This is a genomic window from Nonomuraea roseola, from assembly GCF_039535395.1.
Taxonomy (GTDB): Bacteria; Actinomycetota; Actinomycetes; order Streptosporangiales; family Streptosporangiaceae; genus Nonomuraea; species Nonomuraea roseola.
Genome location: NZ_BAAAXC010000014.1, coordinates 135,723 through 156,630, shown reverse-complemented (window position 1 = coordinate 156,630; position 20,908 = coordinate 135,723). Strand labels below are relative to the sequence as shown.

Annotated in this window: 13 protein-coding genes; 4 read left to right on the top strand and 9 right to left on the bottom strand. The window is 72.0% G+C overall.

All coding sequences use genetic code 11. The features are described from left to right. Positions 1–2: 2 nt before the first annotated feature. Positions 3–1,034, bottom strand: coding sequence for an ROK family transcriptional regulator (locus ABFX55_RS19055; protein ID WP_346122806.1), 1,032 nt, complete (start codon positions 1,032–1,034; stop codon positions 3–5). Positions 1,035–1,106: 72 nt separating this feature from the next. Here ABFX55_RS19055 and ABFX55_RS19050 point away from each other — a divergent pair, with 72 nt between their 5' ends. Continuing rightward, entirely contained in the window at positions 1,107–2,276 is a 1,170-nt protein-coding gene (locus tag ABFX55_RS19050) for an MFS transporter (RefSeq protein WP_346122804.1), read from the top strand. Positions 2,277–2,283: 7 nt separating this feature from the next. Here the strand turns inward: ABFX55_RS19050 and ABFX55_RS19045 are convergent, their stop codons facing one another. After that, a complete protein-coding gene (locus tag ABFX55_RS19045; RefSeq protein WP_346122802.1) occupies positions 2,284–3,402 on the bottom strand; it encodes an ROK family protein in 1,119 nt (372 codons plus the stop codon). Positions 3,403–3,468: 66 nt separating this feature from the next. On the opposite strand from ABFX55_RS19045, the gene ABFX55_RS19040 reads away from it, so the two are divergent. Further along, complete coding sequence (locus ABFX55_RS19040) at positions 3,469–5,577, top strand: alpha-galactosidase (RefSeq protein WP_346122800.1); 2,109 nt, start codon at positions 3,469–3,471, stop codon at positions 5,575–5,577. A 10-nt stretch (positions 5,578–5,587) separates the two neighbouring features. Continuing rightward, positions 5,588–5,938: a spore germination protein GerW family protein gene (locus tag ABFX55_RS19035; RefSeq protein WP_346122798.1), complete on the top strand. Its 351-nt coding sequence runs from the start codon at positions 5,588–5,590 to the stop codon at positions 5,936–5,938. 36 nt (positions 5,939–5,974) lie between these two features. Here ABFX55_RS19035 and ABFX55_RS19030 read toward each other — a convergent pair whose 3' ends face one another. Further along, a complete protein-coding gene (locus ABFX55_RS19030; RefSeq protein WP_346122796.1) occupies positions 5,975–6,676 on the bottom strand; it encodes a hypothetical protein in 702 nt (233 codons plus the stop codon). A gap of 161 nt (positions 6,677–6,837) precedes the next feature. Between ABFX55_RS19030 and ABFX55_RS19025 the strand changes: the two genes are divergently transcribed. Further along, a complete protein-coding gene (locus tag ABFX55_RS19025; RefSeq protein WP_346122794.1) occupies positions 6,838–10,218 on the top strand; it encodes a phosphodiester glycosidase family protein in 3,381 nt (1,126 codons plus the stop codon). A gap of 60 nt (positions 10,219–10,278) precedes the next feature. On the opposite strand, the gene ABFX55_RS19020 is transcribed toward ABFX55_RS19025, so the two are convergent. The 6 genes from ABFX55_RS19020 to ABFX55_RS18995 are packed head-to-tail and all read right to left on the bottom strand — an operon-like array spanning position 10,279 to position 20,755. Continuing rightward, on the bottom strand, positions 10,279–11,670 hold the full coding sequence (locus ABFX55_RS19020; RefSeq protein ID WP_183644976.1) for an L-fucose/L-arabinose isomerase family protein: 1,392 nt from the start codon (positions 11,668–11,670) through the stop codon (positions 10,279–10,281). After that, positions 11,667–15,248 (bottom strand): hypothetical protein, encoded by a 3,582-nt coding sequence (locus ABFX55_RS19015; protein ID WP_346122792.1) that lies wholly within the window; start codon positions 15,246–15,248, stop codon positions 11,667–11,669. Before ABFX55_RS19015 ends, ABFX55_RS19020 begins: the two co-directional genes overlap by 4 nt. Further along, the gene (locus ABFX55_RS19010) at positions 15,245–16,057 is read right to left on the bottom strand and encodes a carbohydrate ABC transporter permease (RefSeq protein ID WP_346122790.1); all 813 of its coding nucleotides are present in this window, start codon (positions 16,055–16,057) and stop codon (positions 15,245–15,247) included. Before ABFX55_RS19010 ends, ABFX55_RS19015 begins: the two co-directional genes overlap by 4 nt. Then, the gene (locus ABFX55_RS19005) at positions 16,054–16,923 is read right to left on the bottom strand and encodes a carbohydrate ABC transporter permease (RefSeq protein ID WP_346122788.1); all 870 of its coding nucleotides are present in this window, start codon (positions 16,921–16,923) and stop codon (positions 16,054–16,056) included. Before ABFX55_RS19005 ends, ABFX55_RS19010 begins: the two co-directional genes overlap by 4 nt. Then, complete coding sequence (locus tag ABFX55_RS19000) at positions 16,920–18,230, bottom strand: extracellular solute-binding protein (protein WP_346122786.1); 1,311 nt, start codon at positions 18,228–18,230, stop codon at positions 16,920–16,922. Before ABFX55_RS19000 ends, ABFX55_RS19005 begins: the two co-directional genes overlap by 4 nt. Then, a complete protein-coding gene (locus tag ABFX55_RS18995; protein ID WP_346122784.1) occupies positions 18,227–20,755 on the bottom strand; it encodes a glycoside hydrolase family 78 protein in 2,529 nt (842 codons plus the stop codon). The genes ABFX55_RS19000 and ABFX55_RS18995 overlap by 4 nt, the downstream gene beginning before the upstream one ends. Between the last annotated feature and the right edge of the window lie 153 nt (positions 20,756–20,908).

Below are 20,908 nucleotides of genomic sequence, written 5' to 3'. Positions count from 1 at the left end.
GCTCAGGCCATGCTCGGTTCGCCGAAGACGGCGTCGCGGGCCAGGTCGAGGGCGGTCAGGACGGCGCCCTGCAGGACGGCGTTGCCCTCGACCGTGCTCGCCCTGATCTCCGTCGGCGCGAAGGACCTGGCGGCGACCCGCTCCTCGACCTCGGCGGCCAGTTCGGCGCCGCCCTCCCTGCCCATCATGCCGCCCAGCACGATCAGTCCCGGGTCGAGGACGGCCGCGACCGTGAAGGCGCCTGCGGCGATGCGCTCGACCAGCTCGGCCCTGGACAGTCGCCTTGCCACCGCCGGTTCGACCGCGCAGCAGAACGAGGTGCCCGCCATCTCCAACAAGCCGATCTCTCCCGCGCCGCCCGACCTGCCGCGGCGCAGCTGCCCGCCCAGGACGACCGCTCCGCCGACGCCGTCGTCGAGCCAGAGCAGCACGAAGTCGGCGTGACCCACGGCCGCGCCGAGCCGGTGCTCGGCGATCGCGGCGAGGTTGACCTCGTTCTCCAGCCCCACCTGGACGCCGAGCCCTCGCCGTACCTCCTCGAGCAGGTCGGGCCGCCACCCCGGCACGCCGTTGTCGCCGGTCAGGCCGCTGGTGTGCGGGTGCACCAGGCCGGGCGCGCCCAGCGTGACCGCCTCGATCGGGCGCCCGCCCGCCGCCTCGGCCACCGACTGGACGATGAGCTCGGGCAGCGGCCCGGGAAGGGCGCGGACGGCGGAGCCGACGGTGCGCCCCGCGAGGTCGGCGACAGTGACGGCGATCCCTGTGCGCCGGATGTCCACCCCCGCGACATGGGCGCGGTCGGTGACCACTGCGTACAGCTTGGCGTTCGGGCCTCTGCGGTCCTCGCCGTACTCGCCGGCCGCCTCGATCAGCCCCGCCGCGCGCAGCCGCTCGATCAGGTCGGCGACCGTCGGCCTGGACAGGCCGGTGAGTTCGCGCAGCTGAGGAGCGGTGAGCGGGCCCTGTTCGAGGAGCAGGTCGAGGGCGAGCCGGTCGTTGATGGCGCGGGCCATGGCAGGGGTCGCGGTCTTCACACCCCCATATTAATCAGGAAGCCTGCCTGATACCTCTTTTCATCAGGAAGCCTGCCTGTTAATTTCAAGGGCGTGACGAACCACCGCGCCATCGCGCTTGTCTTCGCCTTCCACGGAGCGGTCGCGGGCAGCCTGTCGACCCGCATCCCCTGGTTGCAGGGGCACCTCGACCTGACCCCCGCCGTGCTCGGACTGATCCTGCTGTGTCAGCCGGTGGGCGCCTTCGTGGCCATGCCCATGGCCACCCGCATGGCCCACCGTCTCGGAGGGCGCACCGCCACGCGGCTCCTGCTCGCCCTCTGGTGCGCCTGTCTCGCGCTGCCCGCCCTGGCGCCCTCACCGGTGTGGCTGGCCGGGGTCTTCCTGCTGTTCGGCATGGCGGCGGGCACCTGTGACGTGGTCATGAACTCCCAGGCGCTGGTGCTGGAGCGCCGCCTCGGCCGCTCCATCATCGCCGGGCTGCACGGCATGTGGTGCGTCGGCAGCCTCGCCGCGGGAGGCGTGGGCGTGCTCGCCGCGCACCTGGGCATCGACGCCAGGGTGCACCTGGCGGTCGTCTCGGTGGTCCTGCTCGGACTGGGCGGCCTCGCCGGACGCGGCCTCCTGGCGAACGAGTCGTCCGAGGGCGTCCCGGCGCCGCGCAGGTTCGCCCTGCCCTCGCGCGCCATCCTCGCGGTCGGCCTGGTCGGCTTCTGCGGCACGTTCGCCGAAGGGGCCTCGGCCAACTGGGCGGCCGTCTACGTGACGGCGGTCGCCTCGGCGGGCCCCGGCGTCGCGGCGGCGACCTACACCGTCTTCATGCTCTGCATGGCCGCGACCCGGCTGATCGGAGATCGGTTCGTGCGCAGGATGGGTGCCGTCGCCGTCGTCAGAGTGGGCGGGGTCGTGGCCGCCGCCGGTGGCGTGCTGGTGGTGGCGGGCCGGACGCCGTGGCTGTGCATGGCGGGCTTCGCCCTGGTCGGTGTGGGGGTGGCGGTCGTGGTGCCGCTCGTGTTCGCCGCCGCGGGCGACGTGGGCGACACGCCGGGTGAGGGCATCGCGGGGGTGGCGACCATCACCTACCTGTCGGGGCTCATCGCGCCCGCGGTGACGGGATGGGCGGCCGGAGCGCTGTCGTACCCGGCCGCGTTCGCGATGATCACGGCGATCGTGGCGGTGATGACGCTGCTCGCGGGGGCGCTGCGTCCCCGGCCGCAGGCAGGCGCAGAGGAGGGGAGACGGCTCGAGCGGGTGGCCGGATGAGCGGCCGTCAGGCGACCCCGAGGTCGTGGCGGAGCGCCACCACGGCCGCGCCCCGCGCCCATTCGGTGAAGGCGAAGGGCTGCACCCGCACCTCCACGGGCTCGCTGGTCCAGTGAGTGTGCTCGCCCAGCGCCGTCTCGAACGCCGCCTCGCACACCTCGTGCATGTGCACCGCCTCGCCCGACAGCACCACCACCTCGGGCCCGATCAGGTTGGCGATCGTCGCCACGATCCTGCCCAGCGCCAGGCCGGCCTCGTCGAAGATCCGCCTGGCCACCGGGTCGCCCTGCCTGGCGAGGTCGAGCGCCTGCTCGAAGGTGAGCGAGGGACGGTCGAGCGCCGCCCTGGCCGTCCGCCTGATCGAGGGAGAGGCCAGGTAGGCGCGGGCGCAGCCGCGGTGGCCGCGCTCGCAGATCGGACCCCTGTCGTCGATCGCCAGGTGCCCGATCTGCCCGCTCATCCCCGCCGTGCCCACGACGAGGCGGTCGTCGACCACGATCCCGCAGCCGAGCCCCTCTCCGATGGTGACCAGGGCGAAGGTCCCGCGCCCCGCCGCCGCGCCGAACCAGTGCACCGCCGCCGTCAGCGCCCGCACGTCGTTCTCCAGGACGGCGGGCAGCCCGGTCGCCGCCGTCACCAGGCCGGCCAGGGGAACCTCGCGCCAGCCCAGGAAGGGCGAGTGGCGCACGAGCGCGTCGGCGCGCGAGACGGGCCCTGCCAGGCTCACCCCGACCGCGGCGGGCGGCTCGTCTCCCGGCAGCAGCGCCACGGCCTCGGCGATCCTGCCGACGACCCGCCCGACCTCGTGGCCTTCGAGCGGCAGCCGTACCTCGGCGGTGACCGCGCCGCCCAGGTCGGTGCGGACGGCGAACAGCTCCGAGTCGGTCAGCTTGACCCCCGCGTAGGCCCTTCGGGCGGGCTCGACCCGCAGCGGCACCGAGGGGCGCCCCGGCGCCCCCGCCGGGCCGGGCTCCTCGACCAGGAAGCCCTCCGCGAGCAGCGGCCTGGTCAGCTTGGTCAGCGCCGAGGGCGACAGCTCCAGCCGCCTGGCCACCTCGGCCCTGGACAGCGGCCCGTGCACCAGCAACTCCACGAAGACCGCACGCGCAGCGGGAGAAAGATTCATGAGGTGAACAAATTTCCCCTCTGGCGATGGACGATGGGATCTGATCTCATGGAGTTTGTGTCTAGCGTGAATATACTCCGGGTGGGCGACAGCGCGTGGGCCGCTGTCACGAAGAGCTCCGCTTTCGTCTTCGGCCTCGAGGCCGCCGGCGAGGACAGCCGCGTCGTGCAGTGGTACTGGGGTCCGAGACTGCCGGACGAGGCACTGGCCGAGGTCGTACGGCAGGCGCCCAGGCGCATCCACTCCGGCTTCCACGACCCCCGCGACGTGGACGAGCTGCTGCCCGTCGAGGGCGGCAGGCGATGGGGCGTGCCGTCGCTGCAGGTCACCTACGAGGGCGGGGTCCGCTCGGTCGAGCTGGCGTTCGCCGAGGCCGTGGTCGCCGACTCTGAGATCGAGCTGGTGCTGCGCGACCCGCTGGGGCTGAGGGTGGGCCTGCACGTCAGGGTCGCCTCCGAGGTCGTCGAGCGCTGGGTCAGCCTGACCAACGAGGGCGAGCACGCCGTCCGGCTGGGCAGGGTCGACTCGGGCAGCTGGGTGATCCCCGAGCGGGCCGGCTACCGCTACACCGGAGTGGCGGGCGCGTGGGCGCAGGAGACGCAGGTGCACAGGGCCGAGCTGGCGGTCGGCGAGACCACCTTCACCAGCAGGACGGGCACCACCTCGCACCGCGCCAACCCCTGGATCATGATCGACGCCGGTGACGCCACCGAGGAGCTGGGCGAGGTCTGGTCCGTCGCGCTGGCCTGGAGCGGCTCGTGGCGGCTGACCGCGCAGCGCCGTCCCGAGGGCGACGTCGCCGTCACCGCCGGATTCGGTCACGACGGCCCCACCTGGCTTCTCGCCCCGGGGGAGAGCCTGCACACCCCGCCCGTCCTCGGGCTGCGCACCTCCGGCGGGTACGGCGCGGCCAGCAGGGCCTGGCACGACTACGCCCGCCGCCACGTGCTCCCCACGCCGTTCGAGGAGCGGCCCGTCCTCTACAACTCGTGGGAGGCGACCTGGTTCGACGTCCACGAGGAGGGCCAGATCGAGCTCGCCCGCCGCGCCGCCGACCTGGGCGTGGAGCTGTTCGTGGTGGACGACGGCTGGTTCGGCGGGCGCGTCGACGACAGGCGCGGCCTCGGCGACTGGTGGCCCAACCCCGACCGCTTCCCCCGCGGTCTGTCCAAGCTCTTCGACGCCGTCCGCGAGCTCGGCATGCGGGCCGGCCTCTGGGTCGAGCCCGAGATGGTCAACCCCGACAGCGACCTCTACCGCGAGCACCCCGACTGGGTGCTGCACTATCCAGGCCGCCGTCGTGACACGCTGCGCCACCAGCTCGTGCTCAACTACGGCCGCGCCGACGTGCGCGAATGGGCGATCGGCTGGCTGTCGGGGCTGGTGTCGGAGTACGGGCTCGACTACTTCAAATGGGACATGAACCGCAGCTTCACCCAGGCGGGCTGGCCGGAGGCGGGGGAGCGGGCCGACCTGCTCTGGATCGAGCACACCCGCGGCGTCTACGCCGTCCTTGACACCCTGCGTGAGCGCCACCCCGATCTGCGTATCGAGTCGTGCTCGGGTGGCGGCGGACGCGTCGACTTCGGCATCCTGCGCCGCACCGACGAGGTGTGGACCTCCGACAACACCGACGCCCGCGACCGGCAGGCCATCCAGGAGGGCTACTCCTACCTCTATCCGGCCGGCGCGATGTCGGCGTGGGTGACCGACAGCCCCAACCCGCACACCCGCCGCGAGGTGCCGCTCGCCTACCGCTTCCACGTGGCCATGGCCGGCGCGCTGGGCATCGGCGGCGACCTGACCAGGTGGTCGGCGGAGGAGCTGGCGCAGGCCCGCTCGCTCGTCGCCGCCTACAAGGCGGTACGGCCTGTCATCCAGCACGGCCGCCTGCACCGCCTGGCCGGCGACCCGGGCGTCACCGCCTCGGCCGTGCAGTACAGCCACGAGGACCGGGTGGTCGTGCTCGCCTACAACCCCTTCGCCCTGGCCAAGCGGCCCCCTCGCAGGGTACGGCTGGCCGGGCTCGACCCCTCCGCGCTCTACGAGAGCGCCGAGGGCGAGCGCTGGCACGGGCAGACGCTCATGTCGCACGGCCTCGAGCTGCCGACCTGGTTCATCACCGGACCCGACTATCGCAGCGAGATGGTGGTGCTGCGCCGCGTCAGCGGATAGAGATGACGGTATGGACATCATGGAACTGGTGGAGAAGACCAAGGACGGCGCCACGGTCCAGCGCGTCTTCGGCGAGCCGATCACGCGGGGTGACGTCACCGTCATCCCCGTCGCGAGGGTCGCCCAGGGCGGGGGCGGTGGATCAGGCGCGTCGGAGGGCGACCACGGCGGCCAGGGGTCGGGCGGCGGCTACGGCCTCGGCGCGACCCCCGCGGGCGTCTTCGTCATCAAGAACGGCGAGGTCCGCTGGCAGCCCGCGGTCGACGTCAACCGCATCGTCCTCGGCGGCCAGGTCGTGGCCGTCGTCCTGCTGCTCACCATCAGGGCCGTCGTCAAGCGCTGGCGCAAGGGACGGCGCTGACCTCTCGTGCCCGGCCGCGCTGTGCGGCGGCCTGCATCACCTCCGGCTGGGCCCGCCCGCGGCGCCGGCGCTCGCGGCCGGCCTGCTCGGGGCCGTCGCGCTGTCGGCCCGCGGGTGAGCGCGGGGGATCAGCGCTTCGCACTCGGCGATCGCGGCGACGAGGAGATCGTGCAGCATCCCGTCGGGGTCGGGCACGCACGCCTGCGCGATGCCGACCACGGACAGCTGCACCGCGTTGGGCGCCGCGTACCTGCGGAAGCCCTTCTCGGTGATCTTCGAGGCGCGGCTGAAGCGTCTGGCCGCCTCGGCGGCGTGCGGAGCCTGGGCGAAGGCCCACCTGCTGCGCTCCTCGAGCGCGGCGGGCCTGCCGTCCAGCCTGGCCAGCATCTCCTCGGCGGCCAGCACCGACACGGCCAGCGCGAGCTGTCGGTCGGCGGCGGCGACGGGCAGTGCGGTGGTCACGGCGCGCAGGGCGAGCCTGGCGTCGATCCGCAGGTCGTCACCCCTCAGCCCGATGATCGAAGGGACCAGCGGGACGAGCCTGCCTCTGCCCTCGTCGGTGGTGTGGTCGTTGACCAGGCGGGCCAGGCCCGCGAGGAGCGGGTGTGTGCACGCGGGATGGTCGCTCCACCGTTCGCCCGCCAGATAGGAGGCCAGCTCCATGAAGCAGGCGCCCTTGCGCGGGTTGCGGTGCCTGCCTCGCGACAGGATCGGCATGTGATCGTACAGAGTGTCCACGGCTGCTCCACGCGTTCTGCGTTGATCTGCCCTTTCAGTCTGCGTTCCCGTCTACCCGAAAGCCAGAGGTTAAGACGTGACCACGGTAGATCCCCTCGGGGTCGATCTGAAATTATCTTTTAGTTCATTGCAAAGTCTTGAAACTTGTCACCATTGCGCGATTGAGTTCGGTCGTGCAGACCCTCCGCTACATGGCCTCCGCCGCGCTCGCCTTAGCTCTTCTCACCAGCCCCGCGCAGGCTGATCCGCCCGTTCCCGCAGAGGACGCGCCCGCCGCGTCGTCCTACAGGTCCGACTCCACGCTGCTGCTCAACGCCCCCGCGGGGCGGACGCTGGAGACGGCCAAGAAGGTCAGGCCCGTCGCGCCGGGCATCACACTCACCTCCTTCGACCGCTTCGACTCCGCAGGGTGGCTGCGCGCCGACGCGCTGTCGGCAGACCTGTCGGGCGGCGTCACCACCGGCTACCTCAACTCGGGTGAGGTGTCGAAGACCGAGGCGCTGTCGGGGCCCGCCAGGCGGGCGCGCGCCGTGGCCGCCGTCAACGGCGACTACTTCGACATCAACCGCTCGGGCGCCGCCCTCGGCGTCGGCGTGAAGGACGGCGAACTCGTCCAGTCGCCCGTCCAGGGCTGGAACAACGCCATCGCGCTGAACGAGGGCGTGGGCCGCGTCCTGCAGATGCACTTCGAGGGCACCGCCACCCCCTCGGGCGGCGCGCCGGTCACGATCACGCAGTTCAACCAGAACGTGCAGGCGGGCGGCGTCGGCCTGTTTACCCCGCTGTGGGGCGCCTACCGGCGCTCGGACGCCGCCAAGGTCACCGAGGTGGTGCTCGTCGACGGCGCGGTCACCGAGGTCCGCACCACCGCGGGACAGGGCGCCATCCCCGCCGGCACCACGATCCTCGTCGGCAGGGAGGCGGGCGCCGACGCGCTGGCCGCGCTGAAGCAGGGCGACCGCGTCGAGGTGAAGTACCTGCCCAAGCCGTCGGACGGCGGTGCCGTCCAGACCGCGCTCGGCGGCAGGAACGTCCTGGTCAAGGAGGGCAAGGCGCAGCCGTTCACCGACACCGACAGCCACCCTCGCACCTCTGTCGGCTTCTCCGCCGACGGCAGAAAGATGTACCTGCTCACGGTGGACGGCCGGCAGGCCGACAGCCGCGGGCTCACGCTCGGCGAGATGGCCGCGCTGATGGTCGAGCTCGGCGCCCACAGCGCGCTCGAACTCGACGGCGGCGGCTCCTCCACGATGCTGGCGCGCGAGCCCGGCGCGCCCGAGGTGCAGGTCGAGAACAGCCCCTCCGACGGAGGGGAGCGGCACGTCCCCAACGGCCTGGCCCTCTACGCCCCGCAGGGCAGCGGCACGCTGAAGGGCTTCTGGCTCGAGACCGCCAGCGACCCGGCCAAGGCGCCGGGCGTCGGCCCCGTCGCCGGTGGCCGGCCCGAACGCGTCTTCCCCGGCCTCACCCGGCGGCTGACCGCCGCAGGCTACGACGAGACGTACGGCCCGGCGGAGGGCAGGCCCACCTGGCACGCCGACCACGGGCTCATCGGCAAGGACGGCGTCTTCCGCGCCCTCCTGCCCGGCCGGACCACGGTCAAGGCCACCAGGGGCGGGGCGAAGGGCAGCATCGAGCTGACCGTGCTCCAGCCGCTGACCCGCCTGGGCGCCACCTCCGACAGGGTCGGGCTCGCCGGCGCCGACGCGACGGGCACCTTCGGCGTCGTCGGCTACGACCGCAACGGCAACTCGGCCCCCATCGAGCCGGGCGACCTCAAACTCGACTACGACGCCTCGCTGCTGTCCGTCACCCCCGCCCAGCACGGCTACTTCACCGTCAAGGCGCTCAAGGGCGTGGGCTCGGGGCTGGTCACCGCCCGCGTGGGCGCGCTGAGCGTGGCCGTGCCCGTGACGGTCGGCTTCGAGGACGTCGCGGTCGCCGACTTCGAGAACGCGGCGTCGTGGACCTTCGCGGCCGCCCGCGCGACCGGCTCGCTCGCGGCGGGCCCCGGGCAGAGCGGCGGCGGGCTCAGGCTCTCCTACGACTTCACCCAGTCGACCGCGACCAGGGCCGCCTACGCCTCGCCGCCGCAGCAGCTCGTCGTGCCGGGGCAGCCGCAGGCCTTCGGGCTGTGGATCAACTCCTCGGGCAAGGGGGAGTGGCCCAGCCTGGAGTTCTACGACGCCAACGGGCAGTCGCAGATCCTGCGCGGTCCCTACCTGACCTGGACGGGCTGGAAGTACGTCGAGTTCGCGGTGCCGCCAGGGGTGAGCTACCCGCTGAAGCTGCGCCGCTTCTACGTCGCCGAGACGCGCGGCGACGCCAAGTACACCGGCCAGATCACCATCGACGGGCTGGTGGCCAGGGTGCCGCCGTCGGTGCAGGCGCCCCCTGTCGCGAAGCTCGCCGACCCGGTGGTCAAGCCGGCCGTCGGGGCGATGCCGTGGCGGTTCGCGGTGATGTCCGACGCCCAGTTCGTCGCCAGGCAGCCCGACAGCGACATCGTCAAGAACGCCCGCAGGACGCTGCGCGAGCTGAAGGCCGCGGACCCGGACTTCCTGCTGATCAACGGCGACCTCGTGGACGAGGCCTCGCCCGAGGACTTCGCGCTGGCCAAGCGGATCCTGGACGAGGAGCTCGGCGGTTCCCTGCCCTACTACTACGTGCCCGGCAACCACGAGGTGATGGGCGGCAAGATCGACAACTTCAAGGCGGTCTTCGGCGACACCACCAGGGTCTTCGACCACAAGGGCACGAGGTTCGTCACCCTCGACACCTCGAGGCTGAACCTGCGAGGCGGCGGGTTCGACCAGATCGCCATGCTGCGCGACCAGCTGAGCGCGGCGGCGCAGGACAGCTCGGTGGGCTCGGTGGTGGTGGTCTTCCACGTGCCGCCGCGCGACCCGACCCCCGGCAAGGGCAGCCAGCTCGGTGACAGGAAGGAGGCGGCTCTCGTCGAAGGGTGGCTGGCCGACTTCCAGCGCACCACCGGCAAGGGCGCGGCCTACCTCGGCGCGCACGTGGGCACGTTCAACGCCTCCCATGTGGACGCGGTGCCGTACTTCATCAACGGCAACTCGGGCAAGAACCCGGCCACGGCCGCCGACGACGGCGGCTTCACCGGGTGGTCGCTGTGGGGCGTGGACCCCGTGACGCCGAAGGAGGCCGAGCACGTGCGGCGCAACTGGTTCGTGGACGCGCCGGACTGGATCGGCGCCCAGGTGCGGCCGCACGTGGACACGCTGACGCTGACCGCTCCCTCGTCGGTGGCCGCCGGCTCGCCTGGCAAGGTGACGGCCACGCTCCAGCAGGGCGAGCGTACGGTGCCCGTCGCCTACCCGGTCTCCGCCGAGTGGTCGGGCTCGCCCAACCTGCACATCGGCTCGGTGAGAGGTGCCAAGCCCTGGCACGTCGCGGTGCTCGACCCCGCCAAGGGGACGCTCACGGCGCTGCGCGACGGGCAGGTCGTGGTCGCGGTGACGGTGAACGGGGTCAAGAAGGAGGCGACGGTCGCCACGGCGGCCCGCGCCGCCGCCTGACTCCCTCGCCTCGGCCGACGCGCCGAGAGGGCCGCTCCTCGCGGCCCCCTCGGCGCGTCGCTACGCGGTGACCTCGACGAGTTCGACGTCGAGCAGGTCGGCCAGGGCGCGCAGCTCGGCGACGCGGTGCCCGGTGCCGAGCGCCCAGTGATGCGAGATGCCGGTCGCGCTCCACGCGTCGGTCCACTCGCCGGGGTCGCGGCCGAAGTCCACCCTGGAGGTCGTGTTACCGATCTTCAGGTGCGGGCCGTCCACGGTGACGCCCTCGGAGGCGACGAACCCGAACCGGCCGTCGCGCCGCTGCAGCAGGCCGAAGGCGGTCACGGGGCCGTGCGCGACGTCGAACTCCACCGACACGCCCCAGCCGCGCTTGCCGTGGTAGACGCCGAGGCCGCGCAGCAGCGGCCGCTTGGCGCTGATCGCCAGGTGGGCGGGGCCGTCGTGCCCCATCTCCACATGACCGCGCAGGAAGTCCAGCGCCTGCAGCTCCGTGAACGACCCGCCGGCGCCCAGCCTGTCCATGATCAGCATGGCCAGCGAGGTGCGCAGCTCGTACTCGCCCGCCGCGGGCACGCCGCGCGCCGTCAGCAGCGAGGCGCCGAGGATCATGCCCGCGCCCAGCCGCTCGTGGACCTCGCCCTCCAGCCCGCGATGGTAGTAGGCCAGGCTGTCGAGCTCGAAGTCGGCCACCAGGCGGTCGAGGCCGACGGAGACCTTCGCCGCCCAGTTGAAGTCCTCGTCCACGACCGAGGCGTCCACGTCGAAGATCTCCGCCGCCTCGCGCGCCCTCGCCGCCGTCTCGGCCTCGGTGACCTTCTCCACCCGTACCCGCAGGTCGTCGAATTCCAGCACCTCAACGTGCCCGCCGAAGTTGGCGGGCACCAGCGTCAGGTCGGTCGAGACGTCCAGCATGCCGGGGTAGAGGTGTCCCATCAGGCCGTGCCTGCCGTGGCGCAGCGCCGCGCGCACCCCCGCCGCCTTCACCCAGCGCTCGATGCGCGCCCACGCGCGCTCGTCCTCCAGGTAGCCGGAGACCGAACGGAAGGGGATGCCCGCGCGGGTGAACGTGTTGGCCATCTCAGGCAGCGGGCAGGCTCCACAGTAGGCCAGCCACTGGCCGGTGTCGAAGCTGTCGTGATCCATCGCCTCGGTGGGCTGCAGGTTGATCAGCAGCACCGGCGCGCCACTGCGCTGGGCCACCGGCAGCAGCATCGTGGCGGTCATGTAGGTGGTCAGGAACCCCACGATCAGGTCGCATCCCGCCGCGCGCAGCCGCTCGGCGGCCGCCGCGCCCTCCTGCGCGTCGGAGATGAAGCCGACGTCGACGACCTCGCACCCGAACGTGCGCATCCGTTCGGACACGCGCGCGGCCGAGCGCTGGAGCTGGGGGAGCAGATCGGGGAACTGGGGCCAGTAGGCGCCGAGCCCGCCCGCGACGAGTCCGATTCTCATGACGATTCCTCCAGGGGGTGGACGGTGCGCAGGCGTACGGGGCCGAACAAGCCCGTCGCCCGCTGACCGGGGAAGACGAAGTGCGTGGGGCTGACGGAGTCGAGGTAGGGGGCCAGGGTGCCGAGCACGAGGATCTCGATCGTGTTCGCGCCCTCGCCGAGGCTGACCTCGAATGTGTACGGCGCGCAGATCCGCACGCCCACCGTGCCGCCGTTGACGGTGACCTCCGTGGTGCCCCGTACCCGGCCGAGGTCGAGAACGGCCGGCGTGGCGGCGGGCGCGTGGACGGTCGTCGTGTAGCGGACGCCGCCGCTGTACCCGGACAGGCCGTGCGACTCCCAGTCGCCCAGCGGCATCCGGCCCGGTCCGCACGCGAACCTGACCGGCCCCGCCAGCGCGGCGCCGCCCTCGAGGCCCGGCCTCGCCGCGACGGTGAGCTCGGCCCGCGTGGCCAGGCCGTCCAGGACGGCGGGCAGGTCGTGGGCCACGCCGTCGACGACGAGCTGGGCAGGGCCGTGCGTGTCGACGTCCACGCGGACGGCTCCGGGCGGCAGGTCCAGCAGGAAGCGCCGCACGGAGGCGTGCTCGGAGACCGGCCCTTCACCGGCCGGAGCCGCCTGCGCTCCTGCCCCGGGATCGATCCCGGCATCGGCCGGGGGAGCGGTCCGGGCATCGGTCCGGCGATCGATCCGGGCGGCGGCTTCGCGCGGGCGGGCGAAACCGGCGGGCAGCGCGGTGTCGCGGCCGTCGATCCAGCCCGCGCAGGGCAGCGGATGCGGCCGGGGCGACAGATGCAGCGCGGCGGGGTCGCCGTGCTGGCGCCGCCGTACGAGCGGGCCTTGGCCGCCCTCCGGTCTCGTCCAGCCGGGACCTGACACGGCCAGGCCGTCCACCAGGACCACGCCCTGGCACTCCAGCCTGACGGTGTTCGGCCCAGGGCGCAGCAGGGGTGTGAGGTCGTAGCGGCGCACCCGCGGGATGTCGGCCTCGGCGTAGGGGTCGAAGCCGCCCTGGCGGCCCGCCTCCCGCCCGTTCACCAGCACCAGGCAGGGCGAGGTGGAGGCGACCTGGAGGACGCCGCCGCCGGTCTCGCCGTCCACGACCGTCTCCACCACGGGGCCCGCGATCCACTCGGGCCTGCGGGCAAGGGCGGGGTCGGCGGTGAAGGAGACGTGGGCGCGCAGGGTGAGCTCCTCGTCGGGGACGAGGCGCACCTCCAGGAGGTGCTCACCTCCCGCGACGGGCAGGGCGCTCACGGCGAGGTAGCCGGCGTCGTCGAGGGGCAGCTCCACGCCGTCCAGCAGGACCGCTTTCGCCGCCGCCGCGCCCACGACCAGCCACGCCTCGCCTGGCGTGGTGACCAGCGCGTGGAAGCGGCATTCCGTGCCCGCCTCCACGCGGCCGAAGTCGAGGAACTCCTCGGGTACGTGCCCCTTCGGGCCCAGTGTGTCGCGGTGGACGCGATCCTTGCGCAGCCCTCTGGAGTCCGACCAGACCGACGGCCGCCATGCGCCGGAGCCGGTCCGCTGCTCGCCTCGCGGGCCGAACGTCGCGTGCACCGGCTCGCCTTCAGGTGTCGCCAGCGTCCACCGCTCGACGGCCGCGCCGGTGGCGAAGTCGCCCCACGTGTCGTCCATGGTCGGCACCAGGTCGACGGCCCACTCGGCGCCGAGGTCCACCTCGTGCGGGTACGGCTCGCGCGCCCGCTCGACGGGCACGTCCTCGCCGGTGAACAGCAGCATCGCGGCGGGGCCCTCGTCGAACGGGACGACCACCTCCACGACGCCGTCCACGACGGTGTGCGGCAGCGGGCGCGGCGTCCCGCCGAACGGGCTCGCCAGCAGCGGCGTGCCGGTGACGTCCCTGACCCTGACCCGCATGCGCCTGCGATAGCGGTCCTGGTCGAAGTCGACGGTGGCGTCCAGCCAGCCGAGCTCGACGCCGCGCTCCTGCGGCCGTCCCACCCCGATCTCGCTCGCCCTGGGAAAGGCGGCGGTCAGGAAGACGAGCGTCGTGCCGTCCACCTCGCGCACCAGCGGAGGGACCTCCGCCTCCACTCTGGGTTCGAATCCGGCCAGCGCCTCGCCCAACGCGTCGGCGGAGGCCACGAACCGCGCCTTGCCGAAGGGTTCGCCGACGGCGATCAGCAGGCCGCCGTCCTCGGCGAAGGCCTCCAGACGCGCGGTGCACTCCTCGTCCAGGGCGGTGAGCGCGGGCAGGATGATCACGCCGTACGACTCCGTCGACACCTTCAGCCGGCCGTCCTCGACGACGGCGCGCTCGACGGAGTCCTCGTCGATCACGTCGGCGTCCAGGCCGAGCAGGTCCAGAGCGCCGGGCACCGTCTGGAACCAGGCCATGTCCCCGACGAGCTCCCTGTAGACCCGCTGCGCCCGCTCGGCCTCCCGCGTGGCCCCGCCGAGCGACACGCCCCGCTGGACGGTGGTCGTCGGGAACAGCACCGCGATGTCGCACACGTGACGGCCCAGGGACAGCGCCGCGCACATGCGGGTCACCGCGTCGGCGAAGACCCTGTGATGCCGCCAGTACGGCTGCCGCCAGTCCGTCGAGGGCGGTGCCCACTCCCACCATCCGGCCCTGGTCGTGTAGTAGACGGCGTGCGGGTTGTACAGGTTCGCCCCCGCCCGCAGCCATGGCAGCAGCCAGTCGAGGGTCTCCTCGAGGGTGCCTCCCCATCCGCTGGAGTGGAACGCCTCGATCCACGTGCGCGGCCTGCCGTACAGGTGGGCGAGGGAGGAGTGAAGGCGGGCGTCGCCGTGGTGGTCGGAGCCCGGGGCGCTGAACCAGCGGTGCGTGCGGGTGTAGTCGGCGTAGAGCTCGACGCCCTCGAGCGGGTGCCCTGCCCTGGCAGGGTCCTGCTGGTCGCAGCCGCTGAGCAGCCCGTGCCTTTCGTGCCACTCGGCCAGCGGCCTGAAGAAGGCCTCCTCGGCCAGCTCGGCCCTGGTCCTGTGGTAGCCGTGCCAGTCGGGCTCCTCCAGGCGGAACTCGTGCCCCCTGCGGGCCCTGAACTCCTCGGCGAAGGAGGCCGACCAGGTCGGCATCGACGGCAGCTCGTCCTGGAACGAGCCGACGATCACGCGGCCGAACCAGTGGCCGAGACGTCGCTCGAACTCGCCGTGCACCCGGTCGAGCAGGACGGCGCAGGCCGTACGGGACAGGTAGTCGAAGCCGCGCGTGCTCACCGTGCCGTCGGCGGCCAGCCACTGACCGGCGAACTCGGGATGCTCCTGCACCAGGCGGGCCTGCAGGTCCGCGCCCGAGAAGCCGAGCTGGTCGTAGAACCACAGGTAGGCGCCGAGCTCCGAGGCGTCCTCGCAGACGCCGTCGAACAGCTCCCACCACGCCTCCGACAGGAACGGCGGGTCGTCGGCGTCGGCGCCGAACAGCGGGCCTGAGGGGGCGAGGTTCAGCACGACCAGGTTGTGCACCCCGCCGCTCACCAGGCGCTCCATCTGCCAGCGCAGCCGGTCGCGGCGCAGCGGCTCGCCGCTCCACCACCAGATGGCGGCAGGGGAGTGGCTGCGCGGTGGCTCGGCCAGCACGTCGAAGAGGCTCATCCCTTGAGTCCCGAGGAGAAGCCCTTGATCACGTAACGCTGGAGCACGAGGAAGACCAGCACGATCGGCAGCGCGCCCATGACCAGTCCCGCGAACACGAGGCCGTAGTCGGAGACGTACTGCCCGACGAAGGAGAAGACGCTGACGGGAACGGTCTCGAAGCCGGAGCCGCCGAGATACAGCAGGGGCGTGAAGAAGTCGTTCCAGATGAACACAGCGTTGAGGATCAGCACGGTGCCGGTGATCGGCCGCAGCAGGGGGAAGACGACCCTGGTGAACGCGGTCAGATGGGAGGCGCCGTCGATCTGGGCAGCGCTGGCGTACTCACGGGGGAGCGCGCGGATGAAGCCGGTGTAGAGGAAGACCGTGAACGGCAGCTGCACACCGGTGTAGAAGAGGATCATCCCCGCGTGCGTGCCGATCAGTCCGAGGTCGGTGACCAGCCGGTAGAGCGGGATCATGCCCAGCTGGAACGGCAGCACGATGCCGAGCAGGAACAGCACGTAGAGCCCGTAGCCCAGGCGGGTGTGCGCGCGGGCCAGGAAGTAGGCGGCGAAGGAGCCGAGCCCGATCAGCGCGACCAGGCTGACCACGGTGATCACGGTGCTGTTCACCAGCGAGGGGGCGAGCGCCGCGGCCGACCAGGCCTTGGCGAAGTTGTCGCCCGTCGGCGGATTCGGCAGCGCCAGCGGCGTCTGCGAGAGCTGGGCCGGATCCTTCAGCGACAGCGTGACCAGCGCGTAGACGGGGAACATGAACGCCACGGCCGCCGCGATCATCACGATCTCCAGCAGGAAGGTCCTCCTCACTGGGCCACCTCCCTGGAGCGCAGGTAGTAGATCTGGACGAGCGAGACCGCGGCCACGAACAGCGCCAGCACCAGTGCGATCGCCGTGCTGTAGCCGAACTTGCCGAACACGAAGGCCTGCTTGTACAGCACGGTCGACAGGGTCTCCGTCGCGTAGCCGGGGCCGCCGTTCGTGGCGGCGAAGACCTGGTCGAACAGCTTGAGCCCGCCGATCGTGGAGAGCATCAGGTTGATCGTGAGCGCGGGGGCGAGCAGCGGCCAGGTCACGTACCTGAAGCGCTGGAGCGTGCCCGCGCCGTCGATCATGGCCGCCTCGTGCAGCTCGGCGGGGATGCCCTCGAGACCCGCGAGGAAGATGACCATCGAGTAGCCGGCGTACTGCCACACGACCATCCCCGCGATCGACCACAGCGCCACCGACGGGTCGCCCAGCCAATCGACCTCCAGGCCGAGCAGGCCGTTCAGACCTGCCGACGGGTCCGGGTTGTAGACGTACTTCCACAGGAAGGCGACCATGACGGGGCTGACGACGACGGGCGCGAAGAAGACCACCCTGAGCAGCGCGCGGCTCCTCAGCTTCGCGTGCACGCCGAGGGCCAGGAGCAGGCCCAGGCCGTTCTGCACGACCACGATCGCCAGCGTCAGCAGGAGCGTGTTGCCGAGCGAGCCCATGGCCTGCTCGTCCTCCAGGATGGCCCGGAAGTTCGCCGCCCCCACGAAGGACATGCCCTCGCCGATGCCGCTCCAGTCGGTGAAGGCGTAGAGCACGCCCGCGACGCTCGGATAGAGCACCACCACCGCGTAGACCAGCAGCGCGGGCGCGGCGAACAGCCAGGAAGGGGACAGCGCGGAGAATCGCTTGATCACTTCTGGTACGCCTCGTCCATCTTCTTCAGCGCCTCGTCGATCGTCGCCTTGCCGGCAAGCAGCTCCTGGACGACCGCGAAGTGCACAGGCTGCACCTCGGCGTTGGGCCACCGCTGGTCCATGAACGGCACCGCCCTGTCCTTGGTGAACGGCAGGAAGGACTCCACCGCGGGGTCGATCGTCGAGCCTGCGTCCTGGGTGAGCGGGATGGCCGAGATCGTCTTGGCCCAGCTGTTGATGCTCTCCTGCCTGCCGAGGAAGTCGATGAAGGCCTTGGCCTCCTCGACGTTCCTGCCCTTCGCGGCGGCGCCGAGGCCGACCACGACACCCGCGGGGATCCACACCTGGTCGGCGCTGTCGGCGCCGGGCACGGGGAACATCGACAGGTCATCAGGGCTGGAGGCCGACTTGCGGAAGTCGGGCAGCACGGCCGACACCTGGACGGCCATGGCGGCCCTGCCCGTCGCCACCATGGAGATCTGCTGCTCGAAGGTGGTCCCGTTCGGCTTGTCGTTGAAGAAGCCCCGCTCGCTCAGCTCCAGGTACATCTCCATGGCCTGCCGCCAGCCGGACCGGGCGAAGCTGGTCTGCCCCGCCAGCTGCTTGTCGTCGAAGGCGGGGTCCTTGGCGTAGACGGTCGAGGGGACCAGCGCGTAGGTGATGAGCTGGGTGACCCACGGGGTCTGCGCGCCCAGCGCGATGGGTGTGACCCCCGCCTTCTTCAGCTTGTCGCAGAGCGCCAGGAACTCCGTCCAGGTGGTCGGGGGCGCCTCGACCCCTGCCTTCTCGAAGACCTTCTTGTTGTAGATCGCGCCGATGACCGACGAGCCGGCCGAGTACATCATGGTCTTGCCGTCCATCTGGAGGGCGGGCTTGAAGCCGGTGGGGATCGTGCCGGTCCACGACTGGGCCGACAGGTCGGCCAGCAGCCCGGCTCCCGCGATCTGCGACATCGACATCGCGCTGCCGTTGCCGGGGTAGACGACGTGCAGGTCGGGCGCGTTGCCCGCACCGAGCTGGGTGCGCAGCGAGGTCTGCACCTGGTCGGTCGGGGCGTACGACGCGCTGAGCCGCACGCCGGGCTTCACCTTCTGGTAGGCCGCCAGCAGCGCGTCCATGGGCGCCTTCTGGTCGGCCACTCCCACGAACTTCAGGTCGACGGCGGCGGCGGCGCCTGTGCCGCTGCTGGTCGCCGTGGTGGTCTGCGGCCTGGTCGAGCAGGCGGTCGCCGCGGTGGCCACCGCGAGCCCTCCCATCATGCGGAAGAACTGGCCGCGGCTCATCCTGGCGCGCTGGAGGTCGGTCATGGTGTGTCTCCTCGGACTGATGCGAAATGGTGGTCCCCCGAGGGCACCCGATGGGTCTGTCCATCGGGCAGGTGCACGGTCGCCGAGGCGCCGGGCGGGATGCTCACGTCCAGGACGAAGCCCTGGCTCGTGCGCTCCCATGAGACGGCGATCCGTCCCCGCACGGATTCGTAGGAGGCCCGCGCCCAGGTCAGGTCTCCGGGAAGAGGACGGATCACCAGGTCGCGATAGGCCACCGAGCCCCGCGCCTGGCCGATCCCCGCCACGCCGGAGTAGAGCCACTCGCCGACCGATCCGAACGCGTAGTGGTTGAAGGAGTTCATCGAGGGCGCTCCTTCGCCGTCCCACCGCTCCCACACCGTCGTGGCCCCGTGGCGCACCTGGTAGAGCCAGGACGGCGGGTCCGTACGGCGCAGCAGCGCGTGCGCCAGGTCCGGCCTGCCGGTCGCCGACAGCACGGGGCACAGCAGGTTGACCCCGAGGAAGCCGGCCTGAGGGCCGTGCTCCTCCACCAGCTCGGCCAGCCGCCGCGCCGCCCCGGGGGCGAGCGACGAGGGCAGCAGACCGAAGGCGAGTGCGAGCAGGTAGCCGGTCTGGGTGTCGCCCGAGACCGTGCCGTCGGGGTGTGCGAACGTTTTAATAAAGGCTGTGCGAATGTCGGCGGCGAGTCGCTCGAAGCGCTCCGCGTCGGCATGCCTGCCCCGTACCCGCGCGGCCCTGGCTGTCAGGTCGGCGCTGCGGTGGAAGAACGCGGTGGCCACGACCTCGCGAGGCGTGGCGGGGCCGGGAGCCAGCCAGTCGGCGTAGTGCGGTCCTGTCCGCTGCCTCCAGATCAGGTCGGGGTTGTGACGCAGCACGAAGCCGAGCCAGGCGCCCATCGAGTCGACGTCGAGGAACCTGGCGTCGCCGTACACCTCGTACAGGTGCCATGGAACGAGCACACCGGCGTCCGCCCAGCCCGGCGCGCCCTCCTCGGCGACCCCTGTCAGTCGGGGCGCGACGTTGGGGAAGCCGCCCTCGGGGGTCTGCGCGTCGCGCACGTCGCGCAGCCACTTGGTGAAGAAGGCGGCCACGTCGGCGTTGAGGCAGGCCGTCGGCAGGAACACCTGCGCGTCGGCCATCCAGCCGAGCCGCTCGTCGCGCTGGGGGCAGTCGGTGGGGACGCTGACGAAGTTGCCGCGCTGGCCCCACTCGATGTTGCTCTGCAACTGGTTGATCTCGGGGTCCGAGCACTCGAACACGCCCGTCCACCGGGTGTCGCTGTGCAGGACCACCGCTCTGACCTCGCCCAGGCTCTCCAGCCCGTCGATCTCGGCGTAGCGGAAGCCGTGGTAGGTGAAGCGCGGCTCGAACAGCGTCTCGACGCCTGCCGTGATCAGCACGTCGGTGGCGTCTGCGGTGCGCAGGTTCGCGGTGTGCAGGCCGCCGTCGTCCTCGAGCCTCTCCCCGTGCCTGACAGTGACGCGGGTGCCCGGGTCCTGGGCGGGTACGGCCAGGCGGACCCTGCCGGCGAGGTTCTGCCCGAAGTCCACCAGGTGCGTGCGGGGGCCCGTCCTGGTGATCGAGAGGGGCGGCAGCTCGCGTAGCGCCCTGACCGGCTCGTCGCACGAGGGCACGAGCAGGCGGTGATCGGCTCCCCTCACGGTGACGGGACTCCATGAGGAGTCGTCGAAGCCGGGGGAGTCCCAGCCCGGCGTGGTGGCGCGCAGGTCGTGGCACTCGCCCTTGAGCAGGTCGCCGTGGCGGATGTGCCCCTGCGTGGTGCGCCAGGTCCCGTCGGTCATCACGACTCTTGCCGAGCCGTTGGCGAGGGTCAGGTGCAGCTCGGCGATGAGCTCGGGGAAGCGGCCGTAGTGGTAGCCGGGCCTGCGCGGGTCGAAGCCGGTGAAGCCGCTCCACCAGCCGTCGGCGATCGTGAAGGCCAGCACGTTCTCGCCCTCGCCGACCAGCCGCGTCACGTCGTGGACCTGGTACGGGATGCGCCGCCGGTAGTCGGTCCAGCCGGGGGCGAGTTCGGCGTCGGCCGCCCTCTGGCCGTTGATCCTGGCGTCGTAGAGACCCTTGGCGCTGACGTAGAGGCGGGCCGCCGTGACGGCGGCGGGCGCCTGGAAGCTCCTGCGCAGCTGCGGGCAGGGGAGCAGCCCGTGCGCGCTCAGCGCCCTGTCGCCCTCGGTGGGCGGGTCCACGTGCTCGACCGCGTCGGGGTCCGGCGCGATCCACGAGGCGGTCCATGCGTCGTGGGCGGTCTCGAACCAGGACTCGGCCGAGCTGGTGGAGCCGGCCGCGTCCCAGAGCGTGACCCGCCAGGTGTGGCGCGTCCTGGGGCGCAGCCGTGGCCCGTCGTAGAGGTGGCTGATCGCGGCGGGGTCGTCGACGCGCCCTGTCGACCACAGATCGCCGATCTCGACCTGGTACGCGACGGGGTCGGCCCCTTCGAGCCGCCAGGCCAGCAGCGGCGCGCCCGCCACGCCGAGCGGCGTGGTGCGGTGGTCGCAGCGCAGGTCGTGAGGCAGAGCTGATCCCATGGTCACCTCCTCTCAAGTGTGTTAAATCTAACTTGAGTTCTTGTGATGTTGTGATTACCGGGAGGCTACGAGTCGCCTCCACGGGTGTCAAGAGTCCCTTTCGCGCGAGACGCCCGATGGTCTGGGATATTCGCAGCGGAGGGGCGGCGGACG

What these genes read in the sequence shown, in the direction of transcription:
- ABFX55_RS18995 (WP_346122784.1), bottom strand. Translation starts at nt 20,755, where the DNA reads ATGGGATCAGCTCTGCCTCACGACCTGCGCTGCGACCACCGCACCACG.
- ABFX55_RS19000 (WP_346122786.1), bottom strand. Translation starts at nt 18,230, where the DNA reads ATGACCGACCTCCAGCGCGCCAGGATGAGCCGCGGCCAGTTCTTCCGC.
- ABFX55_RS19020 (WP_183644976.1), bottom strand. Translation starts at nt 11,670, where the DNA reads ATGAGAATCGGACTCGTCGCGGGCGGGCTCGGCGCCTACTGGCCCCAG.
- ABFX55_RS19015 (WP_346122792.1), bottom strand. Translation starts at nt 15,248, where the DNA reads ATGAGCCTCTTCGACGTGCTGGCCGAGCCACCGCGCAGCCACTCCCCT.
- ABFX55_RS19045 (WP_346122802.1), bottom strand. Translation starts at nt 3,402, where the DNA reads ATGAATCTTTCTCCCGCTGCGCGTGCGGTCTTCGTGGAGTTGCTGGTG.
- ABFX55_RS19035 (WP_346122798.1), top strand. Translation starts at nt 5,588, where the DNA reads ATGGACATCATGGAACTGGTGGAGAAGACCAAGGACGGCGCCACGGTC.